The sequence below is a fragment of the Bradyrhizobium murdochi genome, from assembly GCF_000472965.1.
In the GTDB taxonomy this organism is placed as follows: domain Bacteria; phylum Pseudomonadota; class Alphaproteobacteria; order Rhizobiales; family Xanthobacteraceae; genus Bradyrhizobium; species Bradyrhizobium murdochi.
Genome location: NZ_AXAU01000032.1, coordinates 25,200 through 48,640, shown reverse-complemented (window position 1 = coordinate 48,640; position 23,441 = coordinate 25,200). Strand labels below are relative to the sequence as shown.

Annotated in this window: 16 protein-coding genes and 3 pseudogenes; 8 read left to right on the top strand and 11 right to left on the bottom strand. The window is 57.7% G+C overall.

The annotated features are described in order from the left end of the window. Both YUO_RS45560 and YUO_RS0134580 read right to left on the bottom strand, forming a co-directional pair. Nucleotides 1-308: transposase (locus tag YUO_RS45560; protein WP_083754845.1), on the bottom strand; the 308-nt coding region annotated here is incomplete at its 3' end. Between the two features lie 824 nt (nt 309-1,132). Then, nucleotides 1,133-1,828 carry an outer membrane protein gene (locus YUO_RS0134580; protein ID WP_028351301.1) on the bottom strand — a complete coding sequence of 232 codons (696 nt, stop codon included), beginning with the start codon at nt 1,826-1,828 and terminating at the stop codon, nt 1,133-1,135. An 803-nt stretch (nt 1,829-2,631) separates the two neighbouring features. Between YUO_RS0134580 and YUO_RS49165 the strand changes: the two genes are divergently transcribed. Next, nucleotides 2,632-2,862, top strand: a complete 231-nt coding sequence (locus YUO_RS49165; protein ID WP_198028154.1) for an N-acetylmuramoyl-L-alanine amidase — start codon at nt 2,632-2,634, stop codon at nt 2,860-2,862. Beyond that, nucleotides 2,850-3,116, top strand: a pseudogene (locus YUO_RS49160) (N-acetylmuramoyl-L-alanine amidase); the annotation flags it as partial. The gene YUO_RS49165 and the pseudogene YUO_RS49160, both read left to right, overlap by 13 nt. A gap of 318 nt (nt 3,117-3,434) precedes the next feature. Here YUO_RS49160 and YUO_RS48235 read toward each other — a convergent pair. Continuing rightward, a complete protein-coding gene (locus YUO_RS48235) occupies nt 3,435-3,614 on the bottom strand; it encodes a recombinase family protein (protein WP_235782926.1) in 180 nt (59 codons plus the stop codon). A 596-nt stretch (nt 3,615-4,210) separates the two neighbouring features. On the opposite strand from YUO_RS48235, the gene YUO_RS0134555 reads away from it, so the two are divergent. Both YUO_RS0134555 and YUO_RS0134550 read left to right on the top strand, forming a co-directional pair. Further along, nucleotides 4,211-4,546 (top strand): helix-turn-helix transcriptional regulator, encoded by a 336-nt coding sequence (locus YUO_RS0134555; RefSeq protein WP_028351299.1) that lies wholly within the window; start codon nt 4,211-4,213, stop codon nt 4,544-4,546. Beyond that, nucleotides 4,536-5,816 (top strand): type II toxin-antitoxin system HipA family toxin, encoded by a 1,281-nt coding sequence (locus YUO_RS0134550; protein WP_028351298.1) that lies wholly within the window; start codon nt 4,536-4,538, stop codon nt 5,814-5,816. Before YUO_RS0134555 ends, YUO_RS0134550 begins: the two co-directional genes overlap by 11 nt. A gap of 1,219 nt (nt 5,817-7,035) precedes the next feature. Here YUO_RS0134550 and YUO_RS46755 read toward each other — a convergent pair. Next, nucleotides 7,036-8,490 (bottom strand): hypothetical protein, encoded by a 1,455-nt coding sequence (locus tag YUO_RS46755; RefSeq protein WP_156908894.1) that lies wholly within the window; start codon nt 8,488-8,490, stop codon nt 7,036-7,038. Nucleotides 8,491-9,763: 1,273 nt separating this feature from the next. Between YUO_RS46755 and YUO_RS46750 the strand changes: the two genes are divergently transcribed. The 3 genes from YUO_RS46750 to YUO_RS0134490 all read left to right on the top strand — a co-directional run bounded on the left by YUO_RS46750 (nt 9,764) and on the right by YUO_RS0134490 (nt 10,976). Then, entirely contained in the window at nt 9,764-10,015 is a 252-nt protein-coding gene (locus YUO_RS46750) for a GapR family DNA-binding domain-containing protein (RefSeq protein ID WP_156908893.1), read from the top strand. 581 nt (nt 10,016-10,596) lie between these two features. Next, entirely contained in the window at nt 10,597-10,722 is a 126-nt protein-coding gene (locus YUO_RS48570; RefSeq protein WP_283806438.1) for a hypothetical protein, read from the top strand. After that, nucleotides 10,719-10,976: a hypothetical protein gene (locus YUO_RS0134490; RefSeq protein ID WP_028351293.1), complete on the top strand. Its 258-nt coding sequence runs from the start codon at nt 10,719-10,721 to the stop codon at nt 10,974-10,976. Before YUO_RS48570 ends, YUO_RS0134490 begins: the two co-directional genes overlap by 4 nt. 485 nt (nt 10,977-11,461) lie before the next feature. Here the strand turns inward: YUO_RS0134490 and YUO_RS42690 are convergent, their stop codons facing one another. Next, nucleotides 11,462-13,171 carry an outer membrane beta-barrel protein gene (locus YUO_RS42690; protein WP_156908892.1) on the bottom strand — a complete coding sequence of 570 codons (1,710 nt, stop codon included), beginning with the start codon at nt 13,169-13,171 and terminating at the stop codon, nt 11,462-11,464. Between the two features lie 1,323 nt (nt 13,172-14,494). Between YUO_RS42690 and YUO_RS45550 the strand changes: the two are divergent. After that, nucleotides 14,495-14,769, top strand: a pseudogene (locus YUO_RS45550) (DNA -binding domain-containing protein). 295 nt (nt 14,770-15,064) lie between these two features. Here the strand turns inward: YUO_RS45550 and YUO_RS46745 are convergent. The 6 genes and pseudogenes from YUO_RS46745 to YUO_RS0134430 form a co-directional block, all read right to left on the bottom strand. After that, entirely contained in the window at nt 15,065-15,250 is a 186-nt protein-coding gene (locus YUO_RS46745; RefSeq protein ID WP_156908891.1) for a hypothetical protein, read from the bottom strand. A gap of 1,877 nt (nt 15,251-17,127) precedes the next feature. After that, nucleotides 17,128-17,512: pseudogene (locus tag YUO_RS48230) on the bottom strand (methionine gamma-lyase); the annotation flags it as partial. 126 nt (nt 17,513-17,638) lie between these two features. Then, nucleotides 17,639-18,064 carry a hypothetical protein gene (locus YUO_RS0134455; RefSeq protein WP_028351291.1) on the bottom strand — a complete coding sequence of 142 codons (426 nt, stop codon included), beginning with the start codon at nt 18,062-18,064 and terminating at the stop codon, nt 17,639-17,641. A 194-nt stretch (nt 18,065-18,258) separates the two neighbouring features. Then, nucleotides 18,259-19,296: an LLM class flavin-dependent oxidoreductase gene (locus YUO_RS42685; protein ID WP_035728252.1), complete on the bottom strand. Its 1,038-nt coding sequence runs from the start codon at nt 19,294-19,296 to the stop codon at nt 18,259-18,261. A 280-nt stretch (nt 19,297-19,576) separates the two neighbouring features. After that, nucleotides 19,577-20,695, bottom strand: coding sequence for a histidinol-phosphate transaminase (hisC, locus tag YUO_RS0134440; RefSeq protein ID WP_028351289.1), 1,119 nt, complete (start codon nt 20,693-20,695; stop codon nt 19,577-19,579). A gap of 657 nt (nt 20,696-21,352) precedes the next feature. Further along, entirely contained in the window at nt 21,353-22,459 is a 1,107-nt protein-coding gene (locus YUO_RS0134430) for a branched-chain amino acid ABC transporter substrate-binding protein (protein WP_028351287.1), read from the bottom strand. Between the last annotated feature and the right edge of the window lie 982 nt (nt 22,460-23,441).

Below are 23,441 nucleotides of genomic sequence, written 5' to 3'. Positions count from 1 at the left end.
CGCTGCTCGGTCGAATGCGCTGTCGCGCTCCGCGATGAAGCCGCCGCCGACGACACTAGCCCATCCTCTGCGACAACGGCTCTGACAAAGCCAGCCTCGGATTTGGTCCGGTTCGCTGCGAAGGCTCTTCGCCAAGTCACCAGCAGAGAACGCGACAGGCCATATCGCCGCGCCGTCGCCGCAACCAGACGTGGCTCGGACAGGCTTTCCAAAACAATCCGCGCCTTCTCCTCCTCAGACCAACGCCGCCGCCGGCCCGTCTCCACCACATCAAGTCGATTCAGCGCACTGATCGTATGGCTGTCCATACGTACAGTTCTCAACCATCAGACCAGCCTGCCGCAAGGCGCCTCTCGTCGGAGGCTTACGGCATTCGGGTGTTTGCGAGCATAAAGTCGAAAAGGCGGAGCAGGATGGGAGCGGGGACACGAAAGCAAGTGCCCTATCAGCTGCCGGATGAAAGCGCAGCTATGACAAAGCGTCTGCTAGCACCAAGTCCAAAAGGCTGTGAAGACTGACGCATATGATAGGGCTGTTGATGTAGGCAAACAGTGGCTCGGCTTGGGCCTGAATCGTTAACGGACATAAACGGGTTTCGCTTGCCGTGTCTCCGCGCGTTCAGCCCAAGGTCAAGGGGGGATAACAATTGAACTCAGCGTTCTGCAGAAAACGGCGGCCGCAGAATACCCAGATGTCGAGCACAAGGAGTAAATACCCTTAGCAATCGGATTGTGTGAACGGGCTGAAAGCCGATCCGGCGCTTCCACGTGAGATGCGTAAGCTGAACAGTGCGTTGCGGACCGCAAAACGGAAGTTGGCCTCGGGTCGAATGTCCGCGGAAGCATGGGAGGCGCTCTTGAGCCGGGCAGACTGTCCGGCCGTCTGCGTGCTCTTCCCCTGACCATGCATCACCATTGTGCCGGGCCGTGTCAGGTTCGCGATCGCCATTTCGCCGTTCGAGTTTGGTGGTGATCACCTTAGTATACTCAACCCAAACGGTTTGCAGGCAGAACGTCCTTGCATATTCCCGGAAAATACAGAACGCGGTTAGGTGACCGTTCCGCGGCAATGAATAGCTCGAAAGAAGCCCCGGCCCGAGGGCCGGGGCTTTCGATCCGCCGTTCGAAAGAGATCAGTATCGGAGAACCGGCGGGCTAAACTTGTAATTGAGCCGCAGGGTCAGGAGATCGAAATCCTGGCGGATGCGATCGGTCGCGACCACACCAGCGGCCGTGGTGAAGTTCACGTTGGCGTCCGGCATGAAAAGGTGATCGTACTCGACGCCGACCGTCCAGTTCGGCGCAAAGCCGACTTCCACACCCGCGCCGACAGCTGCGCCCAAACGCGTATTGTCGGTGCTCGCCAGCTGCGCGCCGGTCAGGGTTGAGGTGACCTGATAGGTGTTGCTCGTCACCGCAGCACCGCCCTTGGCGTAAAGCAGAACGTTGTTGGAGGTGTAGCCGATCAGGCCGGTGATCAGGCCGAACGCGTCGGTCGCGCTGCGGTTAGTATTGAGCGGGAAGGTGGTGCTGACATTGGAGCCGCTGAAATCAGCCCAGTTGCCCTGACCTTCGATACCAAACACCGCCTGGCCCATCTGCTGCCGATAGCCGATCTGGCCACCCACGGTGCCACCCGTTGCATCGCTGAAGCCCCAACCGCCGTTGATACCGATGTACAAACCGCTCCAGTCGTAGATCGCGGCCGCGACCTGCGGCGGTGGTGGCGGCGCCTTATAGACGGGCTGCACAGCGATATCCGCGCCGAATGCGGGTGCGACCGCGCCAAGCGCGAGGATGCTGCAAGTCACAAGCAACAAGTTCTTCATTCCCAGTTTCTTTCCTTTCGATGACCCCCAGGCCGCGCGCGTTTTAGCAACGTCATCGGAGATTGCTGTAACGGCAGCGCAACACTCACTCAAAAGAAACAGCTTGAAGCTCACGCTGCGTTAGGTTGTAGGCTTGGAAATCATGATCAAATGTGCGCAGTGCAGAAATTGATCGCGTGTGGGAGAGATGCGCGTCAATGGCAACGTTGGAGAAGGGTGTAATCGAAGCTCGCTAATAAGGACGCGCGCGTGGGGCGAGAGCAGCGATGAACTGTATCTGATCGTCTGGCTGAGTGTTGCTCCCACTACGACCAGAACGGCGCGAACCGCTCGGAGCATCGTTTGATCAACGGCAGAGGTAACGTTGGACATCGATTTCATTCACGCACGCCTCTTCAGCTAGCGTAAGCGGGCCGAAGACGCTCTAGGTCTGCGAGAGCGGAATCACTCTGGCCGAACCATAAAGATTAACTCGCATGGTAGTTTCGGTTAGCTGTTGTGAGGTGGAGATCGGTTGGCCCGATGAGAGTTTTCAAGTTACTGATTGCGGGTGAATAACGAAGTCACGTGGAACTCGCGTTGCAACGCACGGACCGGGACGTTCTCGGTGCGGTTTAAAAAGGTCTTGAACACCTATCAAGTGAAGCGGAACATCGGAAATCGAAGCTACTCTCAATACCGGAGGAGGCAGCCGAGAGGGGGCGATATGCTCGATATTTCGCAAGTACCTCGGATGACGTGAGCGCCGTAAGTTCTTATTGGATTGCTGGGCCGGTCTTTCTGCGTTCGTTGCGAGGCGTGCTGTGGCCTCTGGGATACGTTCCCTTATCCATGCTCGACCTGGGACACGCGGCCACGATCCCGGCGCGATCGGCGCCACCGGACTGCTCGAGAAGCACATTGCCATGAGTATGGCGTACTCTTTGAAAGCCGCGCTCAGACAAGGCGGCCGATATTGGGTCATGATAACCCATGATGATGAGGCCTTCATCCCGCTTGACCGACGCAGACCTTTGCCAACAAAGATGCTGTGACTCTCTTTATTTCTCTGCATGCGGACGCCTTATCCGATCAAGCGGTCCAAGGCGCAAGCGTGTACACCCTATCTCTCGAGCCATCGGAGCGGCAGTCTGATGAGCTGGCGCGGCAAGAGAACAGCGTCAATTCCACCGCTATGCAGGATCGCCAGAAATACTCTCCTGATGTTGCGAATATTCTAGCAACCCATGCCGAGCGGGAGACCCGTCATTTTTCCATTCACCAGCAAGGGGCACTAAACCTCCGCTGAATGGTGGAGACCTCTACTGGGTTCATGGAGGCAGGTGGTGTCGAATGGAAGGACGTCAAGTCGGTCGCTTACCGGTGAGTACAAGCGGCAGGTCACGGAGCTCGCTTTTGAGTGGTCGATTAATCACGTCAGTCGCGAAGGGGAACTCGGTCTGCGCGATTCCGTGCTGCGGCGTGGATGGAGAAGCTCCGGCAGGAGCCGGCGTCGGCGGCGCGGTGCTCCATTACGCGGCGCGAATTGGGCCACAATGCTTCCGGCGAAAACATGATGATCGCGAGAAGAAGGAGGATTGTGATCGTTGTCAGCAACGTCTGCCCGTTATGAGCGTTCAAGGATGTTGTTGATAGACTTGGCGTGCCATTGGCCGCCGCGAGCCGTCACGACGCCATGCGCGTTCAACACCTCGGCAATCTCCCTCAAGGACGTTGCGCCAGCGTTCTGCTCCTCGCGGATGATTGGAAGGACGTTGGCCGCGAACCGGTCAGCCGAAGCAGTCATGGTCTCCACCGCGTTCCTGCGCACGTGGATCCTTGGTTGCTAAGGGTCATCCCAAGGGGCCTTGCAGCCGCGAGTGCCTGCCTCGTCCGGGCTGAAATCATCTTACCTCTTTCTCCCGCTATCGCAGCGAACAGGTGCAAGGCGAGGAGGTCCACGTCCGGACGTTCATGGGAAGGGCGCACAGATCAAGAAGCTGCTGGAATTTGCGGTGCGTCGGCTGAGGCAAAGGCGGGGTACTTGATACGCTCTTGTTCCCGGCCGCCCTCGCTCATTGTTTGAGATCGCACACCTTCGCTGACTTCGATCCCGCGGCTCGGACGGGCAATGCCAGTTCGCACCATGCCGTAGGCCACTGCGCGGCAGGGCCTGAACCTATAGGAGTGCGAGCGCTTCAGGTGCTTACCCTCGATCAATTGCCTTTTACACGTGAAGCGCGCCGGTTGTAGGCAGGGGGAGAGTTCCCTTTAAGCCGAGTGGGCTATAAATGGATCACGAAGGCCGAAATGATCTATTTATAGATCATAAACTTGACATCGGTTCCGAGTTGGTTTATAAATAGATCATAAAGCCGCTTATGGCCTATTTATGGATCAAACGTGCCCAAGACCAACCGCCCTGTCTCACCCTATGCTGCGGATGCCGCGATCCGGTTGGGGCAGCTCATCCGCCGAGGGCGCATTGACCGCCACATGACGGTTGCTGCCTTGGCGCAACGGGCAGGGGTCTCGCGTGGCCTCATGCAACGCATCGAGGCGGGCGATACCGGCTGCGCCATTGGTGCCGTGTTCGAGGCCGCGGCGATTGTCGGCGTGCGCCTGTTCGATGCCGGCCAGGTGACGATGTCGCGCGACGTCGAATCCAACCGCGAAGTAATGGCCTTACTTCCCAAGGCGATCCGCAGCCACCGAACCGAGCCCGATGATGACTTCTGAGCAAAAACATACCCAAGCCTATGTATGGGTTTGGTTGCCGGACAGCACGCAACCTGTCGTCGCGGGTCTCCTGTCCGCGAGCGGCAAGCAACTCGTCTACAATTACGGGCAGAGCTATCTGCGCCGGAACAATGCCATCTCGCTTTATGAGCCGGAATTGCCGCTCCGCAGGGGCGTCCTTCCACTCCTGAACGGGCTCAACATGCCCAACTGCATTCGCGACGCGGCACCCGACGCGTGGGGCCGCCGCATCATCATCAATCGCAAATTCGGCTCAGGCGGAAAAGATGTCGATCCCGGCAGCCTTGACGAACTGACCTATCTCCTGGAGTCCGGATCGGACCGTATCGGCGCGCTCGACTTTCAAGCGTCTGCGTCGAACTATGTACCGCGCGAGGGCGCGGAAGTGTCGCTTGATGAACTCCTGAATGCGGCAACGCTGGTTGAAAAAGGTGTGCCGCTGACGGCCGAACTCGACCGTGCGCTTCTCCACGGGAGCTCCATCGGTGGCGCGCGGCCAAAAGCCATGATCACGTCCGGCAACAAGAAATTCGTGGCGAAGTTCTCGTCCCAGAACGACCTCTTCGGCATGGTGAAAGCCGAATTCGTCGCCATGCGCCTCGCGTCCATCATCGGTCTCTCCGCCGCACCCGTGGCCCTCAAACGCGCCGCTGGAAAGGATGTGCTGCTTATCGAGCGTTTCGACCGTGAAAAAGCCCAGGAAGGGTGGCGCCGCAAGTCAATGGTCTCGACGCTCACGCTGCTCGAGCTTGACGAAATGATGGCCCGCTACGCGAGCTACGAGCAGCTTGCGACCGTCATTCGTCACCGCTTCACGTCGCCCAAAGAGACCTTGAAGGAACTCTTTGGCAGGCTCGTGTTCAACATCCTGTCCGGTAACACTGACGACCACGCCCGAAACCACGCCGCGTTCTGGAATGGTGCGGAGCTTACGCTTACGCCCGCCTATGACATCTGTCCGCAGAATCGGACGGGCGGGGAGGCATCGCAGGCCATGTTGATCATGGGACAGGAGCGTGCGAGCCAAATCGCGCTCTGCCTGAAAGCCGCGCCCTTGTTCCTGCTTAATGAGGGGGAAGCGATCCTTATCGCGACCGCGCAAATTAAGACCATCAAGGAACGTTGGGCGCAGGTGTGCGACGAGGCCGCGCTCAGCGAGGTCGACCGGAATTTCCTGTGGCGCCGCCAGTTCTTCAATCCCTATGCGTTCATCGATGCGCCCGAAGCTATCACGCGCCTCGTCGGTTAACTCGGCGGTCTACGTATCTGATAAGGTGCGGCCCATGTCGTGGTAATCCCGCTGGCGCTTTCTCTTTCCCGCGAAGCCAAGAAGGATGAATTCGCGCTGCTCTCCACTCGAAGCCTGGGCGGCACGCAATGCGAGGCTACTGCTGGTCGTCAGCCCCGATCGCGATTGGCAGGACTATGCCGGCCAATCTGAGCTGCTGATAGCGGTCTCCGATGTCGCGGCGGCCCTAGACTACGTCAATGGAAATGCGGCATTCGTCGTCGCGCGTTGCATGGCGCTGCTCGCGCCCGGGGAGGAGTCAGAACTCAAGATTGATATCGAAGCTGCGATCGAATCCTTTGGAGACGTTCGATCCGGAAATCGACGGCTATTCCACGCTCGATTTCGAGATAGAAAACCTAGATTCTGCGCTCCAGTGGGGGAGTCGGGATGCTGTCGTTCGGCCGAAGATCGCCAAGGCTGACAAAGAGGTGTCGTATTCGTTTTGACGTCGACTACGATGGTCCATTTTCTCCGCAACATTCCGATATTCGGTTCATGATGGCGTCGATATGGACATCGTCGAACTGGGTACCGACACGAAGGAGAGCGAGCAGAAGATCGCATTGCAGGCGGTAATTTCGATGGACCGACGCATCGAAGAGGAGCCTCGCGTACCAATCTAATAATTGGCCAACGCGAGCTGCAGGCGCGGATCCATGCCGGATGACACGTCGAACTTGAGCAATTTCAACTCGGAAAACTGATCTTCTGTCGTCCTCGAAAGGTGAGTCTTTGCGCGGTCAGCCAACTGCTCAGAGGTCGGCAGCAACAAGGGCAGGGCGTTAGCGGGACGATCGATGCTGCCGGCGCAATTCGCACGGTCTGCGGACCGGCGACTACGGCAGCGACGCTGCCGTGGTCGTCTCCACCCCCATCCCTTGTTGGGTCCTCTTACCGAATACGAAGCAGCTATTGCAGGGAGCTTCTGACGGTCCGCGCAAAGAAGATAACCGAAGCACCGATCGATCGGCTCGACGCCATGCTGGCGCGATTGCAGCTTCCCGCATCCGCGACCAGCTTGACAGCCTGCTCGACGAGACGGCGCGCCGGGCCTGCGTTCACCAGCCTTTGCATCAGCAAAGCTGACCACCTCGCTCCCCGGGCTTGGGTTATGTAATCCCCGGGGCCGCCAAGTTCTCTCCGGAGAAGGACTGCAGGCTATGCCAGGCAAAACTGGTCAAATTCCCCTGCGTAGAAAAATCTCATGCTCCAGGCCTGGCGGCCCAATAGTGGCCGTGTAGTTCACGCCTCGGAGAGTTAGAGTTTTCTCTGGCTCGGACACGCTTGGCAGCACGTTGTGCAAGAGCATTCCTTCTTTGAGGTCTTGCGGCGCCCACTGGTCCCCGTGCTGCCAGCCCGGAGGTGCATAAAATGACAAGGGTGGCAGCGGACCCGCTTCACTAGGCACGGGTTCATCATTCAGCAATCGCCGATGCTCACTTGGAGGCAATTGAACTGGCTCGAACGCGAAGTGCTGTGGATCGACGTTGAAGAATGGCGCCCCAGCGGGTTCATCATCTAGCAACTGCCGAAACTCAGCTGGAGGGAATTGCACTGCATCGAAGGTGAGGTGCTCTGGATCGGCCAGTAGCACCAACGGCCCGGGCTCGGCACCGCGCTGTGGCTGGAGCTCCTCACGAAGCTGCTCTTCCAGTTCCCGAAGCTCCCCTGGATCGACCGAGACCGTCACCTGAGCGTGCTCATCATCCAGCAGTCGCCGAACTTTTGCTGAAGGGCTGTCGACGAGCTGCTCGTTTCGAAAATCTATGATGTCGGGCGAACTCTGAGGCTGCCGTGAGCTCGGGCGCACTTGCTGTTCGAAACGCGTGGGTTCATCATCCAGCAACCGCTGAAGCTCACCTGGAGAGAATTGAACTGAATCGAGCGTGAAGTGCTTTGGATCGACATTGAAGAGTGACGCCCCGGCAGGTTCATCATCTAGCAACTGCCGAACCTCAGCTGGAGGAAATTGCACTGGATCGAAAATGAAGTGATCTGGATCGACCAGCGCCAACGGCCCGGGCTCAGCATGGCGCTGTGGCTGGAGCTCCTCGTGAAGCCGCTCTTCCGGTCTCCGAAGCTCCCCTGGATCGACCGAGATCGTCAACTGAGGGGGCTCGTCATCCAGCAGTCGCCGACGTTTTGGTGGAAGGCCGCCCATAAGCTGCTCATTTGGAAAATTTTTGATCTTTGACCGACCCCGAGGCTTCCGTGAGCTCCCTGCTTCTGCAGATGCATCGGGGTCACGAAACTTACGAAGGTGATCCAATGCTTTAGGTAAATACGCGCCGCGATTGTGTCCGGCCTTTCTTTCAGCCTCCAGCTCGTTGGTACTGAGGCCAACCATCGATAGACCCTTAGATCCGAGACTATTTGCGAAGCTGGCAAGATTGTTGGCGTACCGGCCTCCGGATGCCAAGTCCACCTCTCCCCTCACAAACGCGGCACGAATTGCACTCTCGATCAAACGCCGATCCCCATCAGACAGATGACGATACTCCGCACAGAGATCATCGGAGAGGAACGGGCGCAGTTGTTCGAAAGACACGATCTGCCCGGGCTGTCCCGCCTGCTCATCCTGGGCGATTGGCTGCGACACCTGCGACCAAGCTGTTATGTTGAAATTGTCCACACTCACCTCCTCAGGTCACCCGAAAAGTTCACAATTACCACGGCCAGCTTTCAAGAAGCTGACGAGCCACACCACCTCCCAAGCCGTCCGAAGAGCATGAAAAACACCATCATGGCCACTCATGTCATTGATTGACAGATTTTGACGGCATCAGTCGCCTGGCAATCCAGTCCAGCGACTGGAAACAGCGCGGACGCGACTGGACGCCGCTTGTTGCTGAGTTGACGCTGGCCCTACCGCGCCCGCGCTGCAATTGAGGTTAGCAGCGACGTGACGCTGCGCTTTCTCCGTCCTGGTCAGGCGCTATCCTAACTACGCGCCACTAACTTCAACGGTCTTGTATTCGGGCTGGCTTTCCAAAAGCTGACGAACCTGCCGCAATTTCACTAAACGAGAAGCGGCCCGTGTGCCCGCTTGCGTCGAGGCTGAAAACGACGGCAACTGCTTGCCGCCGCTCGGCAGTCAGCATTGCCAATATTCGCCTGCTTCGCTCACCATCGGCGGCAGCCGCACCCTTGCGATGGGCCGGATGGTCGCTCAGCCAAGCTAATGTCATTCGGCATGCAGAAGTTGGACACCGATGAGCGCAGTGCCTCATCAAGAATGTTACCGGAGAACTGACCGTGAGGATTGGGGCAGCGATACCGAATCGGATGGGTGTCGCCGATGGCAGGACGGATCAGCATGGGTGCGCGGCGCGAACTCACGGCGGCGGCGGTAGAGCACTATCGATCAGCAGGGCGCACAATAAGGGTCGCATGTCGTCGACCAGCTTTACGCGGTGACCGGCTGGCATCGCAAGCACGCACTTGGGGCGCTAGCCAGCCATGTCGCAATTTCGCCGGAGGCGCGGCGGCATCGAGGGCCGACCTATGGCGTCACCAGCAGGATAGGCTGATGGCGCTGTGGGAGACCTCTGATCGGATCTGCGGCAAGCGGCTGAAGGTAATGAGTCCGACGTTGCTGCCTTCTGGAGCGGCATGGCCGGCTCAAGCTCGACCAGGCCAATCGCACGCTGGTGCTCGGGGTCAGCGCAGCGATGATTAAACGCCTGCTGGTCGAGACCAAAATCGCCGCGGCCGGGTAAGCGCTGACGGGTCGGTTTATTCGGCGGTGCGCCGTGAAGTCCCGATCCGAATGTTCAAATGACTGCTACGATCCGCCGCCAGGGTTCTGCGAGGTTACATGATGGCCCATGGCGGCACATCTGTAGCTGGCTCGTTCATTCAGACGCTGACGATGATCGACGTCGCGACGGGTTGGACCGATTGCCATGCCGTTGGTGTCGCGCGAGGGCGGCCTTGTCATGCGGCGGTGGAGCGCGCACAGAGCCTGCTTTTTCTGGGTCATTGGCGGCGCGAGCGAGCGTGGATCATCGATGGCCCGATGCCGCAATATCCGCGAGAGCATCAACAATGTTTTCAAGGAGGCGAAGGCGCGCGGCATCCTGACGAAGGAATTGCGGGCGCTGGTAAAAAATCCGGAAGAACGAAAACAAGAACAAGGAAATTTACGGGGACCTTGAGCAGGATCAGCAGCAAATCCTCTCGATGCTCGCGACCGCCGAGGGCGTGCCTCACTACGCGACACAACTTCACCAACCGGTCGCGGCGGCGCGGTCGGTCTTTTTGCGCATTTGCGATGATCAGTGTCGAATTCAACGTTGCCGATTTTTAGCAGCGGGCGGCGGAGCTTGGCGCGGCCGAGGATCAGCTACCGTACATTCTGGCGCGCTCGCTCAACGATGCGGCAGAAAAGACGCGCTCGTTCCTGATCGAGCGAACATGGACGACGGCAGTCGAGGTCAAGAACCGCTCGTTCATCGGCGCCGCGCTAATGACCAAGGGCCGCGAGGGCGACCAAGCAAAGCCTATCCGTTGAGATTTACGACAAGCTCGGCCGCGCGAACCTGATGCTGCATGCGAAAGGTGGCACGCGGCGAGCGAAGGGCGCGAACATCGCGATCCCGTCATCGGTCAACGTGCGATGCACCGCGCGCGGCGCGGTCACGCGGAGCCAAACGCCGAAAGGGCTTGCCGACAAGGGCGTGCGGCGTGGCCGCTTCATCTTCGCCAAAGGGAAGATGATATACACACTGGACCCGGCGTGCCGATCAAGCGCGACGTGCCGTTCTATCGCGACTTCACCAACACTATGCGCCGGGCCGTGTTGGAAGCATTGCCGCGCAATGTCGCTCTTGCGATGAAAACGCGGCGGCGGATGCCGAAATGAAATTTCATTTCCATCACCATGTGCGTCTCGAGGATGCACTCGCCCGGATGATCGTGGCGCATCTGGCCGATATCAGTGACCGTCTCGCCGCGCTTACTCGAACAGTGATTAAATCGGAGAGAATAATTATGGTTGGCATCAAGGAGCTACAGGATCAGGCGAACGACACCTTGGCATCGGTGCAGGCGGAGACCGACGTTGTCCACGCGGTGAAAAAGGTGGTCGATGATCAGAACGCGACGATCAACCTGTGAAGAAATGGTTGACGCTGCGGGCGGCGGCGCTAGGCAGGCCGATTTGCAAATGCTGTCGGACACGCTGCTTACGACCAAGAACCTAACACCTGGAATGCGGAGGTGGTCGCCGATGCCGTGGTGGCGGGCACGCCCGCGCAAGCCGGTGGCGGCGGTGAAGGTGGCAGCGAGCCCGCCCCCCAAACGTGAGGTTTCCAGCAATCGCGCGGGATCGGGTCGGCAATCGGCTCGATCCTGCGTACCTCGCGCAATGGCGCGCATTCTAGCGCGGCCTCATCGAGCGATACGTCGCTGGCGCGATGTCATGGACCGACGCCCACAATGCGCTGGTTTCCCTCGGCTACCGTGACCAAGCGCTCAAGATCGAACTGCTCGAATTGGATAAGGCCCGCGACCGGCAAGGGCACGGCTGATGATCCTTACTCGATGCGCGCCATTTCTTAGCGTCGAAGCGGCCCGGAGCTTGGCTAGAGGTTGTGATCTTTTCAATCGAACCTATAGGACGCCTGAAAGAACGTACCCCAGCGCTCCATGCTGTACTTCGCAGACTGAGTCATAGCGCTGTTTCGCGCGCTATCACAGACTGTGCATGTCACTTCGCTGTCCTTTTTGGTCCACATGGCCCAATAGCGCCCGCCGACACCGACGCTGAAATTCTTGGTAATGAAGTAGGACAACACGCCTTCGATCTGGACGCCTCCGCCACCATTCCCGCGCTGGTCGAAGAAGGTGGTCCCGTCGCGCAAGAGATGATTGTCGCGCCCTTTGAAATCGGTCCAGGGCAGGTAGGCGACATCGGTGTTTAAGCGCCAGCGATCGGTCAACATGGTTTCGGCGCTTAGGCCGACGCGAGGTGCATTCCACTGAGTATTCTGGCTGCCAACGACAGTGCCTGGCCTCGCCGGGCATGTATAGAAGGGGTTGGCAATCTGCGTGCATCCGATCGAGTCGGAACTCTGTTCGTAGTAGGTCCAGCCGATAAATCCGCCAACCTTGTAGTTGGCGCCGCGCAGGAACTCGTAACCTACGTCCGCGGTATAATACGTAAACCTTCCATTTCCTTGCCCTGACGCGTTGTTGATATAGGAGAGATAGCCGGGGATACCCCAATCTTGATTGTTAAGGTATCCTTTGTCGAAGCGCCCAAGGCCAATGTTGGCCTTTAGGAACACTCCCCATGGGCTGTCGACACGGCCAAATAGCTCTCCGGAAAGTCCGTCGAGACCGCGATAGGTCAGCCTTGAAAAAAGAACGTCGGGGTCTTCAATGCCGAAATAGGGCGTTACGCTGTCGTCCCATTGGAAGCGTCCCCGGCTGAGCCAGAGCCGCGATCCGCCTTCGAACGACCAACCGGCCGGATAAGCAATCGGCGGCGCGCCGGCGGGTGCTTTCGCGTACAGCGGTGCATCGGACCATTTCGCCGTCCACGGGTCGGCGCCAAAATGGTAGTTCAACCCGATCTTTCCGATGTGATAATTGCTGGACAGGCTGGTTGTGTTCGCCGGAACAATTGCGAGCGGCGGATCCTGCACCGTCGGAGGCGTTGCGACACTCGGTCCGGCGAAATGCAGATAGTTATACTCAGCTTTGACCGACCATGCAGGCGTAAGCGCTTGCTCGACGCCCAGCCCGATGATGGCACCGAGGCGACCATAGTCGAAATGGGTTTTCTCCTGTGGCCAGCGGCCCATAAGCTCGTTGTTATTGACGACATCGCCCTGATTGTTTTGCCAAGCCACGCCTCCTTTGAGATAGGCCAGCGTGCGGCCCAGCGCGCCAAACGCGTAGCCGATGCGACCGGTCCCGGTGGCAAAGACGTTGGGACCTGCCTTGCAGTTTGCGCTCACGACAAAGCCGGAGGCCGCGAGGCAAGTATTTGTGCCGTCGGAGACAACTCCGCTTGCATCGAGTTCGACGCCAAACACCCAGCTGCTCTTCTGCCAATTGTAGCCGAGCTGGCCACCCGCGACGAACACAGGCGTATCGACCACGTCGCCATAGATTGACGGACCATAGGGATTGCTGAAGGACGTCCGGCCATAGCCGCCGCCGACGTGCCCGCCAATATAACCTCCGGACCAGTCCCACACCGCCGGTGGCAGTTTCACTTCTGGCTCAAGGTCTGCCGCATTGGCTGCACTGCTTGCGACGAGCGCAATTGTTGTGGCTCCCAAAAGAAGAACTCCAGATCGCATCCAACACTTCCCTGTATTTCCTCGGTCCAAAACCGAGCGCCCTTGAGTTATCGCCGCAGCAAACCGTCGGGGCGGACCAGACGCTAACAGCGACGCGCGCCGAGTCCGTCCCGAAGATCATCGCACTGCGATTGGTGATGATGCCGTGAACAAAGCAAACTGCGTGCCGAAGTGAATTCGCAGGCTCTGCGGGCGCTTCGTAGCGGTGTAGCGTCAAGTTGCTGACATTGGTCTCAATATCGACAGTCGGCGCAGCCAGTGCCCGACAGTGGCCCGCTCGCGCGCTGAATGTGCGGGGCAGGCCTTGCGCAGCATTTCATTCTACCGTGCGGGGCGCGCGGTGACGCGTGCAGACTCCGGCAGGTGTGATTTCACTGTGGTGCGCGTCCTCAGCGTCGTCGCGGTGTCGTCGTTGATTTGAACTTTCACCTGGTCCTACCGATGAGACGAGCTTGCGCGGGTACGCGGGACCGCGGCCTTTTTGGATATTTGGCGACGGCGTTTTCGGGCTTTGGTTTTCAGAAAATCCCCGATCACCGGGCCCGCAAACGGCAATACAGGCGGCAAATCATGGATGCTTTGATCGGAAAGCCGGCGGTGAAAACATGGCCCGTGACCGTTTACGGCCCTACGAGCGCAATTCGCGCCGGCATCGTTTTTGTCAGCCCACGGGTCAAGGGTAGGCAAGAGGGGCGGCACCTATAGGCCACGCGAGGAACGGCCCGAGGGGGCTAGGACGCACCGCGCAACCCTCTAGAGGGCCGCCCCTCAAGACTGCGGTAGGGCTGCCCATGCTGCGCGCTCCCCTACCGAATCATGAGGTGCCACACAGACGCAGCTAGGGCAAGCCGAGCATACATCCTGCCCCGGCTGTACGAAAAGCGGCCTGGTCAGCTTCTCGAAAGCTTGGCCGAGTATGAGGCCTGCTCAGGTGATCTTGGACGTGAGGCTAAGGGATGACAATCTTCGAAAGTGGGGCGCGTTCAATGACCGGTCGGGGCCGACGCGTACCCCGGTCTCCACCAAGAAGTCACAATCAGCCAAGCGCGGCGCTAGCCGGCCTAGGAAGCGAAATCAATCATCTGCTCGCAAAAATCCTGCGAATATCCATCTGCAGGATAGGAAGCAATCGCGTGTATTGCGCTACGTGGTATAATACGCGGACAAAGCGATTAGCCCAGTGATGCGAGCGGATCGCGAGTAGTCTCATGACTAGCCCTTCTGAGGAATTTTTATGCTGGACTTGATCGCTTTATGGCGGTTGTGTGGAGAAGCCCGCGCACAGGGGACGAAACTCGAGCAACGGAGTTGTTGGTAACACTCATGAAGACTCCGCCACTCGATCCTGATGTCGCCGATTCAGCTCCGGATGATCCGGTGCTCACGGGCTACGATGAACAGCATCTTGTGACGTATTGGCGGCTTCTCGATGCCGAGACAAATGGCGCCGACTGGAAAGAGGTGGCTCGGATTGTCTTGCATATCGATCCAGATCGCGAGCCGGCGCGCGCTCGCGATGTGTCTGATAGTTGGCGCGAGCAAAATGGATGGCCGATCACGGTTACCGCGATTTGGTGCGCGGCGGCGCGACCAAATAGAAAGAATCTGTCGATTAGAATTCGCAATTTAGAATGGATTTCTCCCACTGACAACGTGATCGCCTGTACGCATCACGCAATGCAAGAGTGGCTGGCGACCGTCGCTGATGTTGGCAGGGCAACGACAACTCGATAAGTTGTGAAGTACCTGAACGATGGCAACAACCTACGACAGACCGAGACGCGACTCTCTCACCTCGGCCGTGGTCCGCTAAACACGCTGGGATGATCGAAGTGCTCATTCATCGGGGACTCTACAATCCTTTCGAAACGCTGGTCGATCGCAGCACGGGCGTCAGTGATGATCATCTCTTTCGCGGGTCCCAGCGGTGCTGCGTCGGTCGCGCGCCGCCTTGGCCTCGAGCAACTTGTTCAATTTGCTACAGTACGCCTCCTGCAGCTTGGCAAGCGCACTGCATTTGCGGGCATACACTGCTGCCATCTGTCGAATTTCCGCCTCGATTTGTGAAACCTTATCCATGATCTGCCTGTTGCCGTCTTTTGGGTTGATGCACGGCTATACCGCGCGATCGTGTCAGCGACCACCGCGCTTCTCGGCACGTAGCTTGTCCTGGCGAATGCGAGAGAGCACTCCGTCGGGGCTGACGTGCTGGATCTCCGCGAACCGCTGAATACTGATATAATCCTCATCGAGAGGTGGTGGCGCCTTAATGCCGGTCGCTGGGAGCAGCATTCAAAAGCGAAGCGAGCTCCGCCACCACGATATCGACCTTTCGCGCGATGCTTTCGATCATGGGCGAGTGCTGGTGCTGCCGGGACCGTCATGACGCCCCCGCTTGCGGGATGATCCGGATCCTGAACTCCAGCGTCAGGTCGCAATTATTAGGGATCAGCCTCAATTACAGCGCGAGCGCACGCGAAGCGCTCCTCGGCGAAGTCAAGAGCTAGCACCTGAAACGGCCGCAGGGATACTCATCGATGGTGCGCCTCATGCTTCGCAATATAGTCGAGAATTCGCGCCCTTGCCAAAAGAAGATCCTCATCGAGCAACGCGTGCATCGCGCCTCGAACAAGGGAAATCGAGTTGTCAGTATCAATCATTTTGCCGAAAGTGTTGAAATACAAGGTCAATTCTCGCGATCGAATCGCCTGCCGTTATCATTCGCTGCTCAGACACGTTGATCCTCTTTCTCGTCGTCAGCAATGGTTGGGGTCGGCATTCCTGCGTTCTTCGGCGAGCCGAACGGGATCGTGTGAACGTTTGTTCAGCGCTCCAATTCATCGCGGCGCGCTTCGACACAACGCTCCCGTTGCAATCATCGATTGACTCGCGAGATGTCTACTTGAGACGCCGCAGATCTCCTTGAGGATTGCGCAGTGTTGCTTAATCTGGATGGCTTGGCGACGCCGACATTAAGCGCTCTTCGGATCGGGCGATGAGCAGATGCTGTGAGGCGGGGCTCGTCTTCTTCGCGCTTCTGCGCCTTGACGCGCTTTAACGGGTCGGAAACATCTTCGCCGAGCGGGTAGCGTCCATTCCGCTCGCGGTTCAAGTAGCAGTCGGTGACGAGCTTGATTAAGCTCGGAGTTGCTGTCTCTTGCCATGCCCACAGAGTCTCTCGACGAAACGTCGCTATTTGTATCTACGTCCATTTAGGTTTTCGAGTCTCTGGTTGAAATGCAAATGCATCCGAAGAGTGTCGCGTCTAAACATTCAGACGATGCGGTGGCGCACGAGGCTCGCGCGATTTGATCTTACGCCAAAACGCTGCAATGTATGTAAGAGACTGCCGATACTGAGCGCTCTGGCAAATAAAGGCGCCATTGTCAGTTGTACAGCCGCGTCCACATGAGCTTGCAAATTTCCCGCTCTGCTCGCGCGAAGTTGCCCACGTTGAAGTGAGTGCGCCGATACGCAGCAGCGCGTTCCGCTCGCGACCCCATGATTTGGGGTCTCTCGCGCTTGTACATTTCGTCACGTGCTTGGCTGAGTGCGCCGCGCACGGCATGTCGGAGTTCCCCTTTGTTTCGAGGGAATGTGGTTTCGGTGGGCCGAAAGCTAGTTAGCAGTTGCAGCGCGCGAGCCTTGATCTCCTCGAAATACGGACTAACGCGCACTTACAGTTCTCCTTTAGCGAATGATGATGCTGCATCATGTTCCTGAGAGCCCGGATGTTCCTGATAGCCCGGTTAATGGCATCGATATGGCAATCAGACTTCTGTGGATGAAAAGGGCAGCCGTGGTGGCAGCTTGCCCAGCACGCATGCTGCGCAGCGCAGCTCAGGGTTGCTCGTAGGTCACAAGCAGTTCGTTAAAGTGATGACGGGACCGATATGTCGAGTTGGCAACTAGCCCAGCGGGACAGCATTGATGGATGTCTGGCGGTCCCGCGCCAGCAGGCCCGCAAGCGTCTTCGCATGCAACGCTTCCGGTGCACAGTAGAGGGGGTGACAGTGCAGAATCACGTGGCGAGGTCTTCCCGAACGCGAGGATCGTCATGGCAATCACTGCCACACCGGATGAGAACAGTGCGCAGTTCTCTGCGCGCTGTCCTCGACAATTTCGCTGTTGGGGTGATTGAACCGCGTATAAACCAGGCTGCGTCCATTCCCTCGGGAGGCTCGCGCCGACCCGAGACCAAAATCGAAGAGGTCCATTCCGTCTTCTCGGCAGTCCGGAAGGCGAAAAGGTCGAGTGCGGATCGTAGCCGTAGTTCAGCATCTGCGTTTCGGGCCGCAGCATGCGATTGCCTATATGGATCTTCAACGAAAAATGTTTCATCGTCGCCTAAGTTCGTTTTATAGAGTCAAATCCTTACCCTGCAGTAGCTGCCTTCCACGGTAGTGGGGCAAATTCCGCAACTTTTTGCGCGATATGCCGAACATCGTCAGCGGAGGCTCTAAAAAGTCAACGCTGTTTCACAAGACTCCACTTCTTGATGACCGCCTCGCTCATCTGCTCAGCGTCGGTACAGGCGATTTCATCGACCTTCACCGAGATCCTCTTGCCGACGAGTGGCTTCAGCTGATTGGCTTGCGCTTCGCCAGTTGTGAGGAGCTGAAACATTACCGGTCCAGTCTCTAGCTTGCACAGCCCGTGCGGCTCGGGCAGCCGGCGCGGAGTGGAGATGATCTGGTAGGCGATCTTTTTGCCGTGCTTGGCATCGCGTATGCGCAACGCGTAGAGCTCGCCTGACAACACGTCGCCGACGTTGATCGGCGCGCCCCCGTTCAGCCCCGCGTACGCAGGCTCCTCCGCGCCGGCAGCTCCAGGAAAGCTCGCCATCAGAATGAATGCAAGGGCAAAGCCCATGGCGAATCGGTCTTTCGTCATTAGTCAGTCCTCGTAGGTATGGTTAGAAAAACGTGCGGTTGCTGGATCGCGGCAACAGCGCACCTCGTTGACCCATGGACGTCGTGGTGAGCAAACAGGAGCTGCTGATCGTGAGCGCATGCTGCCCGCCGACTGCACGGAAAGCGTCTAGGAGCGCTGCCACAACGTTTGATCTCAAAAGCCGGACGGGCAAATCATTGTCGGCCAAGTCCAGCCATGATTTCGGATTGGATTGCGGTTGCGGTGCACAGGGAAGCATCTAACGGCAGATTGCCAAATGCGAGTTGACAAAGAAGGTAATTGGCACCTGCCTCTTCCAGCTGATTTAGAAGAATTTGTCGCACAGAAGCTGGCGTTCCGACGACGCACAATTCGCTCTCGATTGCCGCATCGAAGGTCAGCGGAAGGTGTGGTGGTGTAGGGATGGCATTGAGCTCGTAGAGGAACTTAAAGCTCTCGAGCCATTGTGTGTAAGCAGATGCCGCGAGCGAATAGGCATCTGTCTCCGAACGCGCAATCACGACCATGCGAAGCAATCCAAGAAATGGCATTTGATCGTTAGCCTTGCCGTTGGGCTCTCGATTAGCGCGGAAGGCGTCGGTGACTTTGCGCACAGCAGAGGATGGGCCTACGCACGCGAGATTTGCGCCATTGGCAGCGGCCCAAGCTGCGGACTCGGGTCGATTTGTGGCAATCCATGTCGGCGGCCTTGGACGCTGATAAGTTTTTACCGTCAACGGAACGTTGTTTAGCTCAAAATGCTGACCTCGATAGGACAGCGTGCCGCCTTTCATAGCGCTGATGAGGATCTCGCTTGCTTCTTCATAACGGCTTGGCGCCGCGTCGGCGCTAATGCCGTAGTAGCCCAATTCAAGCGGAAGAGAGCCGCGTCCGACACCCACCTCAAGCCGCCCACCGCTCAAATGATCGAGCATACAAATCTCTTCAAACGCACGTAGGGGATGATAGAGGTTAAGCAGCATCACCAATGGCCCGATACGAAGTTGCCGTGTGCGCTGTGCGACGCTTGACAAGAACAAATTTGGCGATGGACCTCTCCCATGCGGCGTACAGTGGTGCTCTGCCACGTGATATGCAAAGAAGCCGAGACGGTCGTACGCCTCTGCCAAGACGAGGCGATCTGCGTATTGTCGGGCGATGTCGCGGCCGTCCTCGTCTAAGTGATCGAAAATGCCAAACGTTAGTTTTGAAGAAGAAAAGGCGTCTTTCACTGGATTATCTCCAATTGTAGGTGAGGGCAGGAAGTTCGCTTGTCTTTGGCATCTGAGCGGGTCAAAGACGCCGACCTCTCCTATTTTGGCCGCACATTTTGTTCTCCTCTGCTTTTGTATTCACCGCTGATCACGAGACGATTGTCCGTCCCTCTTCGAGGCCTAAGCATCCGTTGCCAAGGGGGCTAGATCCGTTGTTACTGTTCGCCGCTCACTCACAACAGATCTTCGCCATTGGCAGCGTCGTGGTACGTTCGCCTGGGTAACGCAAAACCAGACTTTAGCGCGGCTCAACTGGCGATCTTCCTCGCTTTAAGCTGCCAGAAATGTCGCTGGCGGCTCCCAGAAACGCATCCATTTGCGCTTTTGTCCCGATGCTCACGCGGATGCAATTTTCAAGACCGTTATCGGGAAGGAAGGCAACAAGTACTCTTTGCCGTTCCAAAGCGGCCTGCCACCATCTTCCGTCGTGTCCCGCAGGCACACGCGCTAGCAAAAAGTTTGCGTGGGAGGGCGTTAGAGAAAATCCAAGTTGCGACAGTGCGGTCGCAACCCGCTGTCTTTCATGCCTGATGTGCATATGGTTCTCTTCATAGACGGCGCGATGCGCAAGAATGCTGATGCCGACCGCATGCCCGATCACATTCATGTTGAAGACGTTCTGGATGTTACGAAGCCTTCCAATAAGCTGCGGGTGGCCGAACCCGAAGCCGACGCGAATGCCAGCGGCGGCATAGCTTTTCGAAAGTGTTCTTAAGAGCAGAAGATTCGGATAGCGGCTGAGGAGCCGCAGGCCATTATCAGGCGCAAAATCGACATAGGCTTCGTCCAACACGACGAGGCGGTCCGATTGTGCCAGGAGGCGTTCGATATCGGCGATAGGGATGAACGTTCCGGTCGGATTGTTCGGATTGGCCAACAGAATGAACTTGGCATCTTTTGCTGGCCCAACGAGCAATTGGTCTATCGGCAACGACTGAGGTTCGTTACATCCGATCTCAAGCAGTTGAGCTCCCTGCAACATAGCAAGTTTGCGATTGAATGAAAAACCCGGCGACAGCATTGCGACGCTGTCGCCCGGGGCAAGAAATGCTCTGTAGATGAGCCCGAGGAGCTCAGATGATCCATTGCCGGCAATCACATGATCGATCGCGACGCCGTAGGTGTTAGCCGCTGCTTCCCTCAGGCTAATGTTGTCATCTTCTGGGTACAGATACTGCCGCTCAAGCGCCGCAATTGCACTTTGCCATACGATTGTTGGCAACGGAAATGGGTTCTCATTCGTGTTTAGTTTGACGTAATTAGCGGCCGGCGCAGGCCGGCCGGACGGCAGAGCATCTAACTGTCTCGCTGCCTGCGAAAGAGAAGAGAGCACATTCTGTAATTTGGCATCGGACATAGGTTTCTCCCGTTGAACCGCCGAGGGCGCTGGCAGTTGTCAGCATGCCGGTCGGTCAGTCCGGTAGATGGACGGAGACAGAGTTCGAGTGTTTGTTGGGACAGCGAGGGCGGCCGCCATCCAAAATCCCTACGGGCAGCTCGAAATGCCCAATTGTTTGAAGCTGGGATGAACCTGTCGCTCCACGCCACCCTGAATAAGCCGAGAGAATGGTTGTCGAGCGGATCAGGTGTCGTGCAGCAATCAGGCGCCTCGATCACGGAGTGGCATTGCTGTCATTTCTGCGTTGGCCGCAATATCACTCTGCGTTGGTCCGGGTACCAAATACTAGTCCGCAACGAGTCGTCCTCAAATCGCATACTGGAAGTTCGGCAAAGAGCTAAACAGAGATTACGCAGCGACATCGGCCGAGCTGTTCCGTTGGGCATAAACTCATCCGTTGGTGCGTTGATGTCATTGGATAGCTCGACGACCAGTACCGCGAGCGCGAGAAACGACGCGAGTGCCGCGAGCGCGAGAAACGACGCGAGTGCCGCGAGCGCGAGAACCGACCCGAGTAGCACGTCATATCCGGAATTACGTTTCATCATTTCCATTACTTCGCTAGAATATCTAGGGCTGAATATCTAGGCTCGTGTGCGCTCGCAGCGATGAGTTTTACTCGATCGCTTCGACAATGTTGTTATTCCACCGGTAGACGACGAAGCCGGGAGCGGCATTGTCTCCTTTGGTATCGAACCGGACCGGCCCGATTACTGTTTGGATTGGCTGCGAACGAAGCGCAGCTGCTACTTGCGGACCATCGAAAGTCCCGGCCCGCTTGACCGCGTCCGCCCACGCCTGAACGGCGGCATAGGCGTAGAGCGTGTAGCCTCCCGCTGACATGTTGGAAGACTTGAGCTTAGCTACGGCGTCTGCCGCTTGAGCAGTCTTGGTGGGGTCGGGCATAAAGGTGAACAGTGTGCCGTTTGCTGCTTCGCCAGCGATCGCCGAAAAGTCGCTGGTCATCAACGGATCGTTCGCCATCACAGTGAGACCTGCGCCTGCTTCTGCGGCCTGACGCACAATCAAGCCGATCTCGTTGTAATAGCCGCCGATATAGGCGATCTGGATTCCGTCTCTTTTCATTCTTGAGACCAGGGCCGTGTAGTCCTTCTCGCCGGCCACATAGCTTTGCCGAATGGCCTTTTCGCCTGCTTCCTGAAGGCGCGACGCAACGACATCGGCAATGCCCTTGCCGGCGGTGCTCTTGTCATCAAGGACGGCAATCTTTTTGTGCCGATAGTGTCGCAGGATATATTCGGCTGCCACGACTCCCTGTTGATCATCGCGGCCGCAGATCCGAAACACCGTCTTGAGACCACGCTCTGTTAGCTGAGGATTCGTTGAGCCAGGTGAAATCTGAATGAGTTTCGCTTCGGCGTAAACATCGGAAGCGGGGATAGAGGAAGACGAACAAAAGTGGCCAACGACCAACTTGGGCTGATCCATCGTCAGCCGATTGGCAACTGCGACGGCCTGCTTAGGATCGCACGCGTCATCGGCGACGCTCAATATGACCTTGATACCGGGAAGTAGGCCCGAAGCATTTAACGCATCGACAGCCGCAGTAGCACCATCGCGCATTTGTACGCCAAGCGCAGCAGTACTTCCGGTCATCGGGCCGACTACGGCGATATTGACGTCGGCAGCGGGCGCGGTCGAAGCCAAAGCACAAGAGAGGATTGCTGCACTTGCAGCTGAAGTGATTCGAGAAATTGACACTTAGAGCTCCGGATGTTCGCTTGAGTTTGTTATCAGCCTCGCCGTTCCTGCGCATCTGAGGCCGCCGCTTGGCTATGAGATAACGCCAGCTTTGGATGCCTCAAGGCAGCGCATGTGCCGCGGCCGGCCGACCTCCGGAGCTGCCGTGACAGAGCGAAACAACCATTGGTTCGCCGTCGAAGGACGCGGCGATCAGCGGAATTCCATCACGTCCGATACGCTGCTGACGCTGCAATCGATCGAACACAGCAAACGTTTCGCATGTCCATCCCCGCGGCGGCGTCACGTATGTGGTGTCTGCTGGTTCGTCGCCTGCATTCCATACTTTGTAAGGACCGGCGCCTGAGACGTCACATGCCGAACTCGGACCGAGCTTCCGTTCCTGTCCGGCAACGGCGACGTGAACACATCCCGCCCTGATCTCTAGTTGGCCGTCCTGTTTTCGCTGCAAGTATGCCGATGGCAGCACCGCATCCGGCGCATAGATCGCCTTGACAATCCGCTCCTTGCGGAAGTGCTCGAGCCTTCTGACCGTCTCGTGACGCGTGAGCCTAGCAGCTAGAGACATACGTAATCCTTAACTTAACTGTTGGAGCAGCAACCGATGAGCCAACGACATGATGTCGAGTCGAAGCCCGACTAGTCGTAACGAACGCTGCGTCAGTATCCAGTACACCCCGCGATCACCCGGACCGGAACGGCTCGCGCCGATCAAGCACTTGCAAGGCCACGATGATCATCCAGTGCGTCGAGAATGCGGGAGCTATCGCCCAGAAACTCTGAACGTACTGCAGGTCCATGCGTCCTCCCGCCTAGGCGGAGTTGTCCCGACGTCGTATTGAGATCCTACAATTTGACGCCACGTAAGATTCAAGCCCCTTCGGAGGCTCGTCTCGATTAATTTGTCAAAGTCACGTCTCGACAAAGGAGCGTCGCTGCAAAACTTAGAGAAGAGCGACAGGGGTCCTCAACCATCTGAGGC